At 38.3% G+C, this 17,099-nt stretch carries 16 protein-coding genes; 3 read left to right on the top strand and 13 right to left on the bottom strand.

Going from position 1 to position 17,099, the window contains the following annotated elements:
* Positions 1-408 precede the first annotated feature (408 nt).
* Positions 409-2,028, top strand: a complete 1,620-nt coding sequence (locus ACFX4W_RS19650; protein WP_013083037.1) for an ABC-F family ATP-binding cassette domain-containing protein — start codon at positions 409-411, stop codon at positions 2,026-2,028.
* A gap of 36 nt (positions 2,029-2,064) precedes the next feature.
* Here the strand turns inward: ACFX4W_RS19650 and ACFX4W_RS19645 are convergent, their stop codons facing one another.
* The 5 genes from ACFX4W_RS19645 to ACFX4W_RS19625 form a co-directional block, all read right to left on the bottom strand.
* Positions 2,065-2,949, bottom strand: a complete 885-nt coding sequence (locus ACFX4W_RS19645) for a DMT family transporter (RefSeq protein ID WP_043982315.1) — start codon at positions 2,947-2,949, stop codon at positions 2,065-2,067.
* Between the two features lie 64 nt (positions 2,950-3,013).
* A complete protein-coding gene (locus ACFX4W_RS19640) occupies positions 3,014-3,730 on the bottom strand; it encodes a helix-turn-helix domain-containing protein (RefSeq protein ID WP_043982313.1) in 717 nt (238 codons plus the stop codon).
* Positions 3,731-3,757: 27 nt separating this feature from the next.
* Positions 3,758-4,387: an alpha/beta family hydrolase gene (locus ACFX4W_RS19635; RefSeq protein ID WP_043982311.1), complete on the bottom strand. Its 630-nt coding sequence runs from the start codon at positions 4,385-4,387 to the stop codon at positions 3,758-3,760.
* A 60-nt stretch (positions 4,388-4,447) separates the two neighbouring features.
* Positions 4,448-5,458, bottom strand: coding sequence for an LLM class flavin-dependent oxidoreductase (locus tag ACFX4W_RS19630; protein WP_043982309.1), 1,011 nt, complete (start codon positions 5,456-5,458; stop codon positions 4,448-4,450).
* A gap of 130 nt (positions 5,459-5,588) precedes the next feature.
* Positions 5,589-6,806 carry an MFS transporter gene (locus tag ACFX4W_RS19625; RefSeq protein ID WP_013083032.1) on the bottom strand — a complete coding sequence of 406 codons (1,218 nt, stop codon included), beginning with the start codon at positions 6,804-6,806 and terminating at the stop codon, positions 5,589-5,591.
* A 140-nt stretch (positions 6,807-6,946) separates the two neighbouring features.
* On the opposite strand from ACFX4W_RS19625, the gene ACFX4W_RS19620 reads away from it, so the two are divergent.
* Both ACFX4W_RS19620 and ACFX4W_RS19615 read left to right on the top strand, forming a co-directional pair.
* Positions 6,947-7,228, top strand: a complete 282-nt coding sequence (locus ACFX4W_RS19620) for an acylphosphatase (protein ID WP_028408645.1) — start codon at positions 6,947-6,949, stop codon at positions 7,226-7,228.
* An 83-nt stretch (positions 7,229-7,311) separates the two neighbouring features.
* Positions 7,312-8,088, top strand: coding sequence for a 3-hydroxybutyrate dehydrogenase (locus ACFX4W_RS19615; RefSeq protein ID WP_025752250.1), 777 nt, complete (start codon positions 7,312-7,314; stop codon positions 8,086-8,088).
* Positions 8,089-8,127: 39 nt separating this feature from the next.
* Here ACFX4W_RS19615 and ACFX4W_RS19610 read toward each other — a convergent pair whose 3' ends face one another.
* The 8 genes from ACFX4W_RS19610 to ACFX4W_RS19575 all read right to left on the bottom strand — a co-directional run bounded on the left by ACFX4W_RS19610 (position 8,128) and on the right by ACFX4W_RS19575 (position 16,957).
* Positions 8,128-10,539: a S8 family serine peptidase gene (locus tag ACFX4W_RS19610; RefSeq protein ID WP_043982306.1), complete on the bottom strand. Its 2,412-nt coding sequence runs from the start codon at positions 10,537-10,539 to the stop codon at positions 8,128-8,130.
* 740 nt (positions 10,540-11,279) lie between these two features.
* Complete coding sequence (locus ACFX4W_RS19605; protein ID WP_013056909.1) at positions 11,280-11,717, bottom strand: S1 domain-containing RNA-binding protein; 438 nt, start codon at positions 11,715-11,717, stop codon at positions 11,280-11,282.
* Positions 11,718-11,898: 181 nt separating this feature from the next.
* The gene (gene nadE / locus ACFX4W_RS19600; protein ID WP_013083029.1) at positions 11,899-12,720 is read right to left on the bottom strand and encodes an ammonia-dependent NAD(+) synthetase; all 822 of its coding nucleotides are present in this window, start codon (positions 12,718-12,720) and stop codon (positions 11,899-11,901) included.
* Between the two features lie 34 nt (positions 12,721-12,754).
* Complete coding sequence (nadD, locus tag ACFX4W_RS19595) at positions 12,755-13,435, bottom strand: nicotinate (nicotinamide) nucleotide adenylyltransferase (protein WP_025752246.1); 681 nt, start codon at positions 13,433-13,435, stop codon at positions 12,755-12,757.
* A gap of 15 nt (positions 13,436-13,450) precedes the next feature.
* On the bottom strand, positions 13,451-14,920 hold the full coding sequence (locus ACFX4W_RS19590) for a nicotinate phosphoribosyltransferase (RefSeq protein ID WP_043982238.1): 1,470 nt from the start codon (positions 14,918-14,920) through the stop codon (positions 13,451-13,453).
* 23 nt (positions 14,921-14,943) lie between these two features.
* Positions 14,944-15,492 (bottom strand): cysteine hydrolase family protein, encoded by a 549-nt coding sequence (locus tag ACFX4W_RS19585; protein WP_043982237.1) that lies wholly within the window; start codon positions 15,490-15,492, stop codon positions 14,944-14,946.
* A gap of 71 nt (positions 15,493-15,563) precedes the next feature.
* On the bottom strand, positions 15,564-16,340 hold the full coding sequence (locus ACFX4W_RS19580) for an NUDIX domain-containing protein (protein WP_043982236.1): 777 nt from the start codon (positions 16,338-16,340) through the stop codon (positions 15,564-15,566).
* Between the two features lie 221 nt (positions 16,341-16,561).
* Positions 16,562-16,957 carry a CDI toxin immunity protein gene (locus ACFX4W_RS19575; protein WP_013056903.1) on the bottom strand — a complete coding sequence of 132 codons (396 nt, stop codon included), beginning with the start codon at positions 16,955-16,957 and terminating at the stop codon, positions 16,562-16,564.
* Positions 16,958-17,099 lie beyond the last annotated feature (142 nt).

Here is a 17,099-nt window from a genome sequence, read left to right as displayed (position 1 = left end):
AAGATAGGAAACAACTAATTTCCACATGATAATCACCCTATTTATGTCTATGTCAAACCAATTTTAGAAATAAACACCCATAAAATATCAGTGTTTACTTCATAAAAATTCTTTTATTTACCAGGTAGTATTATTCTTCTTTTTGTTTCTTATACAAAAGAATACAACATCCATCTTAAAAATGAAAAAGAGCTGATTACTGAAGGATTATACATGCTGGTTTGCTGCTCAATGTTTTGGTGAATGCTAGAATAATTAAAGTTTTACCTCTCAAAAATCCCCTTAAATAGTTGACGAGTGCTTAAAGTGTCGGTTACACTTTATGTTTGAAATATTGTATTCATATCGCTCTTATCTCAAAAGAATGGTATAATTTTATAGATATTGAATTTGGAGGACTGCTCATACATGATTACAGTTAGTAATGTAAGTTTACGATTTGGCGACCGAAAGTTATTTGAAGATGTGAATATTAAATTCACGCCTGGTAACTGTTATGGATTAATCGGCGCAAACGGTGCTGGAAAATCAACGTTTTTAAAAATTTTATCTGGTGAAATTGAATCTCAAACTGGTGATGTACATATGGGCCCTGGCGAACGCCTTGCTGTCTTAAAACAGAACCACTTCGAATATGAAGATCAAGAAGTTATGAAAACCGTTATTATGGGGCACGCTCGCCTTTATGAAGTAATGCAAGAAAAAGATGCTATTTATATGAAAGCAGACTTCACAGATGAAGACGGAATGAAAGCAGCTGAGCTTGAAGGTGAATTTGCTGAATTAAACGGTTGGGAAGCAGAATCAGAAGCAGCTATTCTTTTAAAAGGATTAGGTATTTCTGAAGATCTTCACGCAAAAAAAATGGCTGAACTAACGGGTAGTGAAAAAGTAAAAGTGCTTCTTGCACAAGCTTTATTCGGAAAACCTGATGTATTACTTTTAGATGAGCCTACGAATAACTTGGATATTCAAGCAATTCAATGGTTAGAAGAGTTCTTAATTAACTTTGAAAACACAGTCATTGTTGTATCTCATGACCGTCACTTCTTAAACAAAGTATGTACGCACATTGCTGACCTTGACTTCAGTAAAATCCAAGTCTACGTTGGTAACTATGATTTCTGGTATGAATCAAGTCAATTAGCACAAAAAATGGCGTCAGATGCGAACAAGAAAAAAGAAGAAAAAATTAAAGAGCTTCAAGCCTTTATCGCTCGCTTTAGCGCAAATGCATCGAAATCAAAACAAGCAACGTCTCGTAAAAAATTGCTTGATAAAATTTCATTAGATGACATCCGCCCTTCTTCTCGTCGCTATCCGTATGTGAACTTCACGCCGGAACGTGAGATTGGAAATGACGTACTTCGCGTTGAAGGTCTAACAAAAACAATTGACGGCGTAAAAGTGCTTGATAACGTAAGCTTTATTATGAATAAAGATGACAAAATCGCTCTTGTAGGCCGCAACGAACTTGCAAATTCAACATTAATGAAGATTTTAATGGGTGAAATGGAAGCAGACAGCGGTACGTACAAATGGGGTGTGACAACGTCTCAAGCCTTTTTCCCAAAAGACAACTCCGAGTACTTTGAAAACGGAGATTTAAATTTAGTAGACTGGCTGCGTCAGTATTCACCTAATGACCAAAGCGAAAGCTTCTTACGCGGTTTCTTAGGCAGAATGCTATTCTCTGGTGAAGAAGTGTTGAAAAAAGCCAACGTTCTTTCCGGAGGAGAAAAAGTTCGCTGTATGCTTTCTAAAATGATGCTAAGCGGTTCAAACGTTCTTTTACTAGACGATCCTACGAATCACCTTGACTTAGAATCAATCACAGCACTAAACAATGGACTTATCAGCTACAAAGGTTCAATGATTTTCACATCTCATGACCATCAGTTCGTTGAAACGATTGCAAATCGTGTAATTGAAATTACGCCAAACGGAGTAATTGACAAGCAAATGACGTACGATGAGTATTTAGAAGACAGCAACCTGCAAAAACAAGTAGCTAGCATGTACGCTTAATAAGAAATCCCCTTTCTCTAGAGAAAGGGGTTTTTTTTATATACGCACCTCTTGATTTAGCGATGATTTCGGAGAATACGTTAAAAACGCTAAGCTAGCAAATACTAGTGCTGCTCCACATATGTTCACCAAAGTTAGAGATTCTCCTAAGAAAAAGACGCCCAATAAAAAAGCGGTAACGGGCTCTGCTAATGATAACGTCACGGCGGTAGACGCATGCACCGACTTAAGCGCTGTAGAAAATAATACATAAGCAAGAGCCGTCGTAAGTATTCCTAAGTGAAGAGCAATGCCCATTCCATTTAAAGAAACTAGCCAGCTCATATCATATATAAACCAGCATGGGATTAGTAGAACAGCAGCTGTTGTGAACACAAGAGAAGCGCCTACTTGCGGATCAACATGCTGAACAATTTTTTTATTAACAGTCGTATAGCAAGCAAAAGACGCCCCTGCTCCTATCGCCATACCTAAACCTATCACGTCGATTTGACTATCTTTTTTTAACAACAAGCTGCAGCACCCTATAATACCCGTAAACGTAGCAAGCAACCACTTTTTTGTAGGTTTCTTGCGGTACACTATGTAATCTAACATTCCTGACAAAAGCGGCGCACTCCCAATTGCTACCATTGTCCCTACTGCAACACCCGTTTTGATAACGGCTGAAAAAAACAGCGGCTGATAAGCGGCCATACTTGCTGCAGCAACCGCAAGGGGCAGAATAGGAAGGTTTCTTACGTCCACTTTCTTTTTTGGAATAAGACAAGCTGCAAGAAGCGACAGTCCCCCTACAGCTAAACGCACCGCTCCAATTGCCACGGAATGTACTTCAGCAGATGCTAAAGCTTGGGCAGTCCCTGTTGTTCCCCATAGTACAGCTGCACATAAAATAAGTATTTTTGATAATGAAGTATTCATATTTCCATCTCCTTTCTTTTATCATAGCTAAAAGAAAGAAAAAAGTTTTTCCGCTTTTATGATATTATTTGTCTGTTTTTAAGATACTTCGATATTGCGTGGGTGAGACTCCTTCTTGTTTTGCAAACCATTTGGTGAATGAAGACAAGCTGTAATAGCCGACTTCGTGCGCAATATACGTTATCGAATAGCTGCTCTCTTTTAACAATTCTTTTGCTTTCTTTAAACGTATACGCGCTACATAGCTTTGAGGCGAATAGCCCGTTTTTTGTTTAAACCAAGCAGAAAAATAGGCAGGATGGTAATTTTCCATCTTGGCAAGACTTTCTATGTTTAGCTCTTGATTAAAGTTAGCATGAAGATAATCAATGGATTTAAACGTTTGTTTCTTTGGCAAATAATGCTGAATGTAACGGACTAAATCTTCAAGCGCCCCTCTGTCAGCGCTTTTTTGAAGCCCATCAAGTAAAAGGTAGCGAATTGCTTTCCATGTTGAATCCCATTGAATAAAAGCGGCTTGTTGAGAAAGATGCGCACTTTCTGTAAATTTCAACGGAATATCAACAACTAAACATTCATTTGTATTTTTAGCTTGATACGTATGAAGCTGACGAGGCGGAATGTAAAAGCATCCTTCTTGTAGCGTTAAGTGCTGCTCACTTGCTTGAATATCAAGAGCACCTGCTAGCGGAAACAAAAGCTGACTGTAGTTATGATTATGAGTATGAGGTGAATAGCTGTAGGCTCTTTTTTCGCAAATAATTTCACGTAGCGTATCCATTTTTTCCTCCTTTCCTTACTTCCTATCTCAAAGAACCTTTTCTATGCCATTCAAAACGGTTTCTAGCGCCTTTAACGATTCCACAGGAGAATACAAAACGTCCAATGAATGATCAGCGTTTTCAATCACTTCAATATTCATCTTGTTTGTTTTTAATCGGTAAACTTCTTCGGCATAATAGTAATCACGACTTCCTATTACAAGAAGACCTTTATGAGTGTTTTCTAGTAAACTTTCAAACAGTTCCGACCTGGTTAAAAGCGGCGTCAGTAAAAGCATCACTGCATCTTTGTAGACTTCATCTTTCATAACTCGCTGAATCAGTGGAATCGTCCCAAGTGATTTTCCTGCAAATATGATATTTTTATAGTTATTGTGAGATAAAACGTCTTGCAGCACAAGGTCAATGTCTTTCATCATAACGTCTGCAATCTCATCTGTAGACTTTGTCATGAGCTCTTTTGAATATGTATAGTGAATATGAACAACGTCAATTCCGTGTTTTAGCATCAGCATTGTCACATAATACAACAGCGGCTTTTCGTACGTATAGCCTAGACCTGAAAACATAAAACAAATGCGAGGCCCTCCTGTTTTAATATGTGTATAGGTAATCTTATTAGTTTGGTTGCTTACACTTTTTTGATCTACGTGCATGTCACTCCTCCTTTTTAAATATTCTAACATTTAATCCCGTAAAAAAACCCCATCTTTTTCTTAAAAAAATGAGGGTTGAGGAAATAGCTCTGCAAGCAGTTCATAAGACTTCTTTTTTGCTTCATAATCATGGATATTTGTAATAATTAAAAATTCGTCGTTATCATATTTTTGCTGCAGCTGAGTTAATCCTTGTTTTACTTCAGCTGGATTTCCTACGATCATACGAGGACGATTGGTGCTTATTTTTTTGAGCTCTTCTTCTGAATAAGAACGATTGCGCACTTCCTCTATCGATGAAACCGTTGTATCTCCGCCTTTAGCTACTTTCAACAGCCAATCATCTAACGTTTTAGCGTGTTCCTCAGCTTCTTCTGTTGTTTCTGCACATACTACAAATACGCATACGTTGGTTTTAGGCGTTGATTGATACGAAGAAGGGATAAATTCTTGTTTATAATGACGAATGGCTTCTTGTCCTCCAACTGAATAAATAAAGTGTCCAAACGTAAAAGAGATGCCCAATTCAGCAGCTGATCTCGCTCCTCTTTTATTAATACCAAGATGCCACAGTTCTGGCTTTGTTTCGCTCAGCGGATAAGCCGTCACGCCGTAATACGGATGATCCGACGGCAAATTATGCTCAAGATGTCCTTTTAACGCTTGAATTTGCCGAGGGAATTCATTGAGGCTTTTACGAACTCCATCTGTCAGCGCTAGCCGGGTAAGCGCATCACCTCCAGGTGACCGTCCAAGACCTAAGTCAATTCGATTCGGAAACAGATTTTCAAGCAGCTGAGCATCTTCTGCTACTTTATACGGACTGTATTGAGGAAGAAGGACTCCTCCAGATCCAATGCGGATTCGGCTCGTTTGAGAAGCTAAGTGCGTCATTAATAGTGTCGGAGATGAACCCGCAAGACCATTCGTATTATGATGTTCCGCTACCCAAAAGCGATGGTAGCCCAACTCTTCCGTTAATTTAGCCAGCTCTACCGTGCGTTTCAACGCTTCCTTTGGTGTTGATCCGCTTGAAACAGGAGACTGATCCAATACGCTTAGCTTAATCATAGGTGATTCTTCCTTTCGATTTTCAATTTCTATTGTCTCTATTGTAGGAGAAAAATATGAATCCGTCTTGAAATTTGCTTCACGCTCATAGAAAAAGCAAACGCTAAGGCGCGTTTGCTTTTTCTTTTTCTTATTTTGCTTCGTGCATTTCTTTCACACGCTTATCGCTCGGTAACAGCCATGTTAGCAGCCCTAGAATTGGAAGATAGCTGCAAAACAGCATAATAAACTGAAGGCTGAAGACGTCGGCTAATTTACCGAATACAACAGCTCCTAAAGCTCCCATTCCAAAAGCAAGACCTACAATTAAGCCGGAAACCAAGCCGATTTTTCCTGGCATCAGCTCCTGAGCATAGACGACCGTGACGCTGAAACTTGACTGAAGAATAAAGCCGATTAGTACTAAAAGAGGTGCTGCCACTCCTAGAGAAACATGAGGCAGTAATAAAGTAAACGGTACTGAACCTAACATAGAAAACAATAGAATATTTCGTTTTCCGAAACGATCGGCAAGCGGACCTCCAAAGAATGTTCCAAACACCCCTGCAATCATAAATAAAAAAACGTAAAGCTGAGCGCTTTTGATAGGCAAATTAAATTTTTCAATGATATAAAACTGAAAGAAATTAAGGATGCCTGCTCCGTACCATGAACGTGCAAAAACTAGAAAAATTAAAAGTCCAACTGCAAAAATAATTTGCTTGTTCATCGTAAATGAAGCATCTGACTGCTTTTTCTTTAAGCGTTGACGAGTAGCTAACTCCGATTTATACCATTTAGAGACGCTATACAAAACCACTACGCCGATACCTGCAATTAACGTAAACCAAATCGTTCCAAACTGACCAAGTCCGATAAAGATAAATGCCGTAAATAGCGGAGCCATCGACTGTCCTGTATTTCCGCCAACTTGATAAATAGACTGCGCCAGCCCCCGTTTTCCCCCTGCTGCCATATACGCTACGCGAGAACCTTCGGGGTGAAAAATAGCTGAGCCAAATCCTACAAATAAGACAGATATAATCACAAAATAAAAATTTGGCGCTAAAGCGAGCCCAACCATACCAATCATGCTTAAACACATTGCAATTGGCAATAAAAATGGCGAGGGACGCTTATCGGCAAATACGCCGAACACCGGCTGCATAATCGATGACGTCATGTTTAAAGCAAAGGCAATCCAGCCGATTTGCGTGTAGTTTAAATTCATCGATTTTTCAAGGACAGGAAAAAGTGCCGGTATAACGGACTGCATACAATCATTTAGGAAATGGCCTAAACTAATAGCAAATAAAATACGATAAATCGTCGCCGGCTGCGCTTGCTGCGTTCGTGCTGCTGCTTGCATTCATAACCCTTCTTTCTTATTTAATCTACATCAAAACTGTTAAAGTCTTACAATGTCTTTTTCTATTATACAGTGAAAAGTAAGATTGTAGTTGTTTTCTTTTTTATAAAAAAGGGAAAATTGCCTGTGAGGTGAAAACAGTGAAAAAACATGTGCATATGATTGTGGACGGACGCGTTCAAGGAGTTGGGTTCCGTCACTACACGCAGCTAAAAGCAATGGAATGCTCCATTAACGGATGGGTACGAAATCGAGACGATCAAAAAGTCGAAATTGATGCTGAAGGTGAAGAAAGCAACATCCAAAAATTTATTGAAGAAATAAAAAAAGGTCCCTCACCGTTCGCTTCTGTTAGCAATGTGGAAGTAAAGATAGTAAACACCCCTTCCCACACCCATTCTTTTCGCGTGAAGTATAGTTAAAAAACTCGCTAAATTAAGATAATTTTTGATAAAATGGAAAAGTAAGCGATTTTATATTTTCTACATATAAGGGGGAAAAAACGATGGTTGAAAACAAAATTGTGTTAATTACAGGTGCAGCTCAGGGTATTGGTTATCAAATTGGTGAGCGCTTTGCTGAAGACGGAGCGACTGTTGTCTTAACTGACTTAAATGAAGATGGCGTTAAGAAAGCAGCAGATAAATTGAAGACAAAAGGCTACGAAGCATTAGGCATTAAAGCAGATGTGACAAAGGAAAGTGATATTGAACAAATGATTGCTCAAACGGTTGAAACATATGGCCGCCTTGATGTATTAATTAACAATGCTGGCATGCAATTTGTTTCCCCTCTCGAAGAATTTCCTACTGAAAAATTTGAACTTTTAACGAAAATTATGCTTGTTGCACCTTTTGTTGCGACTAAGCATGCGTTTCCTATTATGAAAAAGCAAAAATTCGGCCGCATTTTGAACATGTCTTCCATTAACGGTTTGATTGGTTTCTCAGGAAAAGCAGCGTACAATAGCGCTAAGCACGGCGTAATTGGCTTAACGAAAGTGGCTGCTCTTGAAGGTGCAGAGCACGGCATTACGGTAAATGCGATTTGCCCTGGTTATGTTGATACGCCGCTTGTTCAAAATCAATTAAAAGATTTGGCACGTACGCGAAATGTAGCGCTTGAAAAAGTACTAGAAGAAGTCATTTATCCTCTTGTTCCTCAAAAGCGCTTGCTTGCTGTCGATGAAATTGCAGATTATGCCATGTTTTTAGCAAGTGATTTAGCAAAAGGCGTAACCGGCCAAGCTGCTGTAATCGATGGTGGATATACGGCTCAATAAAAAAAGAGTGTCAGTTAGACTGGCACTCTTTTTTTTTATTTATTTAATTTCGAATTCTCCTAAAGAACCGGTCGTCTGACCTGCTTTTACTGCTTCTGCGTATAAATAATACGTTCCCGCTGGAAGAGCTTCACCATTAATCTTTCCGTCCCACGTTGCGCTAGAGAATCCTTTTCCTACATTCGTATACGAACTTAACAATTCCCCTTTTTCTAACGTTGCATCGTAAATGTAATAGCTAAGCTTCTCTGCTCCGCCTGGTAAATAACTGCCGTATTCAAATGATCCATTTCCAAGTACATCTACATACGCAGAAGTAACGCGAGGATAATCCGGCTCTTTTACAAATAAGATGGTTGGAACATCGTACGTTTCTTTATTGTTACTTACGGTAATTGTCCCTTCGTAATAGCCAGGAGATAATTTCCCTGCATCTACTTTTACATTCAGGTTTACTTTTTGCGTTTTTCCTGCATTAACAACTAAATCGTTTGTTGATTTAACGTCAATTGCCTGATGGCTTTTCTTAAATTTTACTTTGACCGAGTATTTTTGACTGTGATTTGATAGATTTTTAATCTTAAAGCTTTGTTTTTCTACTTGTTTCCCTTTATCTTTATAAAAGACACCGTACGAGTGACTTCCTGGTGTAATAAGCGTTTTTGCTTTAATTGCATCTACTACGCGCATGCTTCCTGCACCTTGCGTATTATGAGGATAAACCAGCCCGTTGCGGTCACGAAGCAGTTCCGTTGTATTCATTAAAGATGCTTTTACATCTTCTACTTTATAATTTGGATGCGCCTGTAAAATTAACGCTGCTGCTCCTGCTACGTGGGGTGCTGCCATACTTGTTCCTTGCTTTGATCCATATCCATGAGGGTTGCTTGGATCATTGGTTGGCACTGTGCTGATGATATCGACTCCAGGTGCCGAAATGTCCGGCTTAATCATCCATGTATCAACAACCGGTCCGCGAGATGAAAAGTCAGCCATTGTTTCATCAACTGTCTGATCAAATGTTGCAGTAAAAGAGCCCGTAACGGATCCTTTTGCTAAAGAAGCTGCCAAAGCTTGTCCATCAGCTTTTGATAGGCGAATACTTGGCAGAGATGTGCCTGGAATATCAGGGATTGTCCCTTCTACGTTGTTGTAAATCACCGTTGCCACAGCACCGGCTTTTTTCGCATTGTCAACTTTGTCTACAAACGCAATGTCGCCGCGAGAAATAACCGCTACTTTTCCTTTTACATCCTTTCCTTCAAAGTCTTCTGGTTTTCCGAGTCCGACAGGTACAAATTCATACTTTTTACCACTTGCATCTAGTAATGCCTTGTCATTTGGAAAGCCCATTACTTCAGCTGAAGCATAGCTTGCGTTATCCACAGTTAATGTCGTTTTATACAAATTGTAAGGAAGCTGAGTTGCACCAACTGAAATAGCTTCACGAGATGTTCCCGGAGACCCTACTGTCCAGTTAGCTGGTCCACTGTTTCCATTTGACGTAACGGCAACTACTCCTTCTTCCATTGCCCAATCTAATGCAATACTCGTTGCCAAGTCCGGATTATTAATCGTATCTCCAAGCGACAGGTTCATTACATCCGCTCCGTCTTCTACCGCACGGTCAATACCGGCGATCACGTCTTCTGTTGTACCTGTTCCTCCTGGCCCTAGTACACGATAAGCAAGTAAATGAGCATCAGGAGCTACCCCTTTAATTTTCCCGTCCGCTGCAATTGTTCCTGCTACGTGCGTTCCGTGCGTTGTTGCTTCGCCTTTTGGATCTCCAGCAGGCGTTTCTTGAGGATCTTTGTCATCATCTACAAAATCCCATCCTTTATATTTCTCAAACGCTGACTTTAAATCCGGGTGGTCGTAATCAACGCCTGTATCGATAACGGCTACGGTCATATTTTTACCTGTATACCCTGATTTCCACGCTTGATCTGCTCCCACATAGTAAATGCTTTTATCCATTTCAGAACCGTATTCTTCCGCGCTCACTTCTTTCGATTTCACTTCTGTTGTATGATATTCAACGCTTGGGTAAATAGCTTTTACTCCGGGCAAACTTGCTACTTTTTCAAGGTCATTAGCCGGAAGTTCCGCTGAAAACCCGGAAAACACTTGGTCATATTCACGCTTTACTTTTGAAGTTTTAGAGGCTTTTGAAAGCTCTTTTTTCACTTCGTCACGCGCTTTTTTAATCTTTCCTTTACTTTGCGCTACTCCTTTTTTCTTTGCTTCCGCTACAGACTCTTCATTTAACTCCACAATAACTTTTACTTTTTTAGCCGACTTTAAGTTATAGTCTCCTTGAATTTTAACTAAAGACGGTTCAAGCGCTGGTTTTGAATTTCCGTTGGCGGATGCTCCCATTGCAAAAGAAGATAAAGCAACCGAAAATGCTACTGTACTTAATACAGACCGAATTGATACTTTTTTCATTTTGTTTTCCCTCTCCATTTCTCTCTATACTTCGTGCTACTATGTATGCCTTCATCCCCAGAACATACGCATCTTTCGCTTAGCTAGTGAGTTAAAAACTAGAATAGTATGGAAGTTCTATATATTACTATAAAATCCTTGAGTCTATGGAATCATTTTATATATTCGTGCAAATTAAGCACTAATGCTCAAAAAATAAAGAATTTTGTCTGTTTCTCTTCTTTATGTAACTTTTTTATTCCTAAAATTATGAAGAGATTAGATGAATATACAAGAATACTGACGAATTTCTGTTAATTTAGCTATTTTTATCAGGGACTCATTCCTACTTTTCCTTTGCTTACTTATAAGGTTTTTTTATTATTTTAAGAAAATTGTTCTTATGAGCGTTTTTTATTTTATCACTTATTATTTAGAACATAGTTTAATTTAATATAAAATATCGCACTTAATTAAATGAAATTTTAAAAAATTACGAATAATAAAATGAGATCTTGCAGATACTAACGTCAACGCTCGCACAAAGGGAGGCATGATTATGATAGATTTAAATTTCATCCTACTCATCCTTGATCTTCTCTCATCACTTGTCACTATTGGCATCTACTTTACAACCAAGTAGTACCTAACCTTCTCTTTACTCTTCTAGCGCATGTACTTAAGCTATTACAAAAAAGAAGCAAGCCAATTTTTATTGGCTTGCTTCAGCTATATAATAAAGTAGTTAAAGTGGAAGGGATTTATCCGCGTCTTCCGCCTCTGCCACCTCGTTTTGATTCAGTGCTGCGTTTTAGTGTAGATAAATTATCTTCACTATCTTTTAAGAAACGCGCCATTTTTTGTTCGAAGTTTTCCTTTGGTTGGAAGTTGCTTTTAGAACGATTATCATTATTTCTTGCCTGACGTGGCGGGCGTTGTGAATAAGAAGATGAGGGTCTTTCAGGTTTATCTATTGCTTTTTTAATCGATAATCCAATTTTTCCGTCTTTCTCATTAACGACTTTCACTTCAATCTCTTGACCAACTTTAAGATGGTCATTAATGTCTTTTACATAGCTGTCAGCTACCTCACTAATATGTACAAGCCCAGTTTGACCTCCAGGTAATTCTACAAATGCTCCAAAATTAGTAATACCTGTTACTTTACCTTGTACCTTGCTACCTACTTCAACTGCCATAAAAAATGTTCCTCCTCAATAATATTAAAAGCACTTCATTATACCAAAGTGCGTAAGAATAACAAAGTGTGTATGAGAAAACAATTTGTTAAATTACACTTTTTCCGCCTCTTTTTTGTTTTATGAAAGAAATAAGTCAAAATAATGCCCATATTAGATATACCTAATATGGGCATTTCTCTCATTTCCACCATTCATCAAACATGCTAGCCGGTAACTGACGTTTATGTTCCGTAATACGATAGCGCTGTTCAATTTTTTCAGCGGCTTCTTGTGATACTTCTTTTCCTTCCAAATAATCGTCTAGTTCATCATAAGAAATTCCTAATTCCGTTTCATCAGATTGACCAGGACTATTATCTAACAAGTCAGCTGTTGGTACTTTTTCATACAATCGTTTATCTGCACCTAATTCTTTTAGCAATGCTTTTCCTTGACGTTTTGTTAGTCCCGTTAGAGGCAGCACGTCTGCTCCGCCATCTCCGTATTTCGTAAAAAAGCCTGTTACTGCTTCTGCTGCATGATCGGTTCCGATAACTAAAAGGCCGTTTTCTCCTCCGATTGCATACTGTACAATCATACGCGTACGTGCTTTGACATTTCCTTTATGAAAATCAGACAGCGCTATATCTGTCGCACCTGTAAACGAACTTTCAAATGCTTCCACCGTGTTTTTAATATTAAACGTATATGTTTCATTAGGTTTAATAAATTCTAGTGACGCCTTCGCATCCGCTTCATCATGCTGCGTGCCATGGGGCAAGCGAACGGCTACAAATTTTGCTTCATATTCTTCTTTTCGCAATTCGTCTACAGCAATCTGTGCTAATCGTCCAGCTAAGCTAGAGTCCTGCCCACCGCTTATACCTAATACAAAGCCTTTTGCATTTGCTGACTTTAGGTAGCTTTTCAGAAAATCAACGCGGGCACGAATTTCTTGTGCTGGATCAATTTCAGATTTCACATGTAGCTCTTTTCTTATTTTTTCTTGCATGTCTGACATGATACATGCTCTCCTTCCATTATATGTAGATTTCTTACTGATACAGTCCATGTTTTTTACTATAAAAATAACAGAGATCAGGCATTAAATATCTTGGTTCTCCGCCCCGGGCAAATTCTTGACGAATATAAGTAGAGCTGATTTCCATCGCCAGCCCTTTATCAAGAAGCTGAAACCGGCCGTCGTCATAATTTCGAAGCAAAGGAGAATGACTAATAGCTTTCAACATGTCTATTCCCTCTCTTGCCATGATGATAAACTGGTTTTTACTAATAAGTTCATCTGCTTTCTTCCACTTGCCTTCACCAATATCTTGCAGTAAGTCGGCTCCCATAATAAAAAATAAATCAGCGTGTGGAAGCAATTTTTTAAAGTGCTCCATAGTGTAATATGTGTAATGATAGCCCGGCAATACGTCTAGCTCATACGTATCGAGCAAAAATTTGGGGTTATCTTTAATCGCTAAGCTAACCATATTTACACGGTGCTCATCCAACGTCTGGAGCTTTTTATCTGTTCGTTTGTGCGATGAAGGCAAAAAGATAATAGCATCTAGCTTCTTTCGATGCGCAACCGTTGATGCCGTCCAAAGATGAACATTGGTAACCGGATCAAAAGAAGAACCATAAATACCAATTTTCGCTCCTTTTTCTAAAAGCTTATCTATTTTTTTATCAGGGTTTAGCTGTTGAAAATAAGCAAGCGTATCTGACATGTCTCCAGCTCCCTACTATTTTTTATTTAGGGCTTCTGCTACTTTTTGTTTTACGTACGCAATTTGACGCGTTTTATTTTCCCAACATTTTTCGCTTAAATCTACTGGATATTCTTCAGGATTGCGCGTGCGCTTATATTCATCCCAAAGCAGCTCTAAATTATCTTTTACGTACTGCTGAATTTCCTGAAGTTCTTCTGTTTCATACACAAGCTCTCCGTTTACAAAGATATCATGCTGGAGTTCTTTTGCTTCAAAATTTGTGACGAATTTACTGATAAACGTATGAACAGGATGGAACATTTTTAAACGTTCTTCGCTTTGAGGATCTTCGTCTTCCATCGTGATATAATCCCCTTCAGATTTCCCATTCAAATTATTAATAATACGATATACGCGCTTTAATCCTGGTGTACTCACTTTTTCAGGATTTGCGCTAATTTTAATCGTATCCATCATCTCGCCATTTTCTCCTTCAATAGAAACGAGTTTATACACTGCACCAAGCGCGGGCTGATCATATGCAGTAATGAGCTTAGTACCAATCCCCCACATGTCTATTTGTGCCCCTTGCGACTTTAAATGCATAATCGTATCTTCATCTAAATCGTTGGAAGCAACAATTTTTGTCTCTGTAAACCCTGCTTCATCTAACATTTGACGAGCTTTTTTAGACAAATATGTTAAATCGCCGCTGTCTAAGCGAATCGCTGTAAAATTAATTTTATCGCCTAATTCTTTTGCTACTTTAATGGCGTTGGGAACTCCTGATTTTAACGTATCGTACGTATCAACTAGAAACACGCAGTTTTTATGGCGACGAGCATATTTATGAAATGCAATATATTCGTCTTTATAAGCCTGCACCATGGCATGAGCATGCGTTCCTGCAACTGGAATTCCAAATTTCTTTCCTGCTCGCACGTTAGAAGTAGCACCAAATCCGCCAATATAGGCTGCTCTTGTTCCCCAAATGGCAGCGTCCATTTCTTGAGCGCGGCGTGTTCCAAATTCCATTGCCACTTGATCTCCTACTACATGTTTGATTCGAGCTGCTTTCGTCGCAATCAGCGTTTGGTAATTCACAATATTCAAAATAGCTGTTTCTACGAGCTGAGCTTCAATTAATGGTGCTTCTACACGTAAAATTGGTTCATTATGAAATACAAGCTCACCTTCACGCATACATCGAATCGTTCCAGTAAACGTAAGATCTTTTAAGTAAGCTAAATAATCTTCTTTAAAACCTAATTCTTCATGCAAGTAGGTTAAATCTGATTCGCTAAATTTAAATGCTTTAATATATTCAATAATTCTTTCTAATCCAGCAAAAACAGCATAGCCATTTCCAAAAGGAAGTTTGCGGAAGAAAACTTCAAAAACAGCCTTCTTTTGATGAATATTATCTTCCCAGTACGTTTCTCCCATATTAATTTGATATAAATCGGTGTGTAGCATTACGCTGTCATCTGTAAACATATTCATTGATTTCCTCCACTTTTATGTCCTTAAATAATTTCTGCCCCGAGGCAAGATTTAAAATGTTCAAGCGCCCACTCATGGCCTTTTTGATTAAAGCTTGCTACGGCTTTTTCATAAATATAAATAGCAAATCCTTTATTATAGGCATCTACTGCTGTATGAAGTACACAAATATCCGTACATACACCTGCTAAGTAGACATCGGTAATTTGTCTTTCTCGAAGTTTAATCTCCAGATCTGTTCCAGCAAATGCGCTGTATCTCGTTTTATTCATCCATTCTACATTTGCCTGTGATCGATACACATTATATAAATCATTTAACTTTCCGTATAGCTCTCTTCCTGCAGAACCTTCAACATTATGAGGCGGAAACAGCGCTGATTCTGGATGTAAGGAATCATTTTCTTTATGAAAATCAATGGCGAACACCACATACTCGTTTTGCTCAATAAATTGACGCGTAATATCGCTTATGAATGTTTCTATTTGTCTCCCTGGTTCTCCGCATGTCAAAGCTCCGTTTTCAGCTACAAAATCATTTGTATAATCGATGTTAATCAGTGCTTTTTTCATTATGTTTCCCCCTCATACGTAAAAATTAACAGTTAACATATTGTTAATTATTTAAATTGAAAGTTTTTCTTTTAATAGCGTGCTGTATAGATTGGCTTCATCACATTCATTTCAACAAACTGGTAGAGCTTTGTTGGTTTTTTAGACGTTCTCGTCGTTGTTTTTCCGTCTACTTCTTCAATAAATGGCAGCATTCTTATTTTTCGTGCAAAGGCCTGATCACTTTTAATCGCTGCATCATCCGTTACGGTAAGCAGCACAGCCTGCAGCTCAGAGTATGTAAACTGAGAAGGCAGAAATTTCTGGGCAATGGTCGTTTGCAATAAATCTTTCTTAATTTCCTTGATTGCATCTCGAATGATGATTTCATGATCAAAAGCTAAAGGCAATGAAAAGATTTCATCTATTTTAAACAATTCAACTCGAGCGGCATCATCATTCGCTTTTCGCTTTATTAGACTATCTTCTGGGACGATTGCATAATGTGCGTTTGTAATGACCCATCCTCTATCGTCTCTGCCAGGCTCATCATAGACACCATAGTGTTTTAAATGAATATCCTTTACGCCAGTTTCTTCTTCGAGCTCTCTTTTGGCCGCTTCAAAAGCTGATTCATCAGGATGGACAAATCCGCCGGGAAGCGCCCACTTTCCTGCTTCGCTGTTCTTTTCTCCCTCTGCATTCACCATTGCTCGTTGGATAAGCATTAATTTCAAACTCATTTTAGGTGGTTTGTATGGTTCTTTTTCTTCCGTCACAATCGTAAATACAGCAATATCTGACGTATAGCCATAGGGTTTAGGGTATTCTTTTTTCGTTTGATTCGTCATTGCTTTATTGTTCGACATTCATCATTTCTCCTGATCGCTCTTTTTACAATTAACAATATGATTAATGTTAATTATATTTGTTTTATGGAAAATGTCAATACTTTTCCCACTAATTATAAAGAGAAGGTAATTTATGTTGTAAATAACGTTATGTTTCGTATTTTTTAGATTTTATATGCATAAAAAGCTGAGTGAAGAAGTTCTAATTCGCCTCCTCTCTCAGCTTTTTTTCCTTTTAATTAACGTGCTGCTAAACCAATCATCATTTTACCGTCTTTAAAATACTCAATTACATAGTCAACAGACGGACAGTAAATAAATGCTTCTTCTGTCAGATCAGCTGTTTGTTGAAAAAACAGTAAAGCCTGAGCTAAATCGACGCTTACAGCTTTAGTTGCTCGTTTCCAGAATAAAACAACCTGATGTTCTTTTATATTCATCTCTTGAAGCCATTTTTTGATTTCTTCAATATGCCGGGTGGACTTTTTAATTAATACTTTTCTCCAATTAATTTGCATGATTGTTAAAAAAGGAAAGGTGTTTGAAAGTTTTTCGAAGTAAATGCTTGTCTGCCTTTTTGTTAGCAAATCTGCACTGTTACCCAATGTTTGAATATAATGTTCTACTTTTGTCATAATCATCCTCCAGTCGAAATTGGAGTTTGCTAGAATTTTCAGAAACGATCTCTACTCTTCTTGCTAAAAATCCTGCAGCTTTCCAACCGTGCTTTTTCTCAACAATTTTGAAATTTAACCTTTTTATACAAATTATTCAAAA

The sequence above is a fragment of the Priestia sp. YIM B13489 genome (assembly GCF_042787645.1).
In the GTDB taxonomy this organism is placed as follows: domain Bacteria; phylum Bacillota; class Bacilli; order Bacillales; family Bacillaceae_H; genus Priestia; species Priestia megaterium.
The sequence above is the reverse complement of the archived record's forward strand: the minus strand, read 5'-3'. Positions and strand labels throughout refer to the sequence as shown.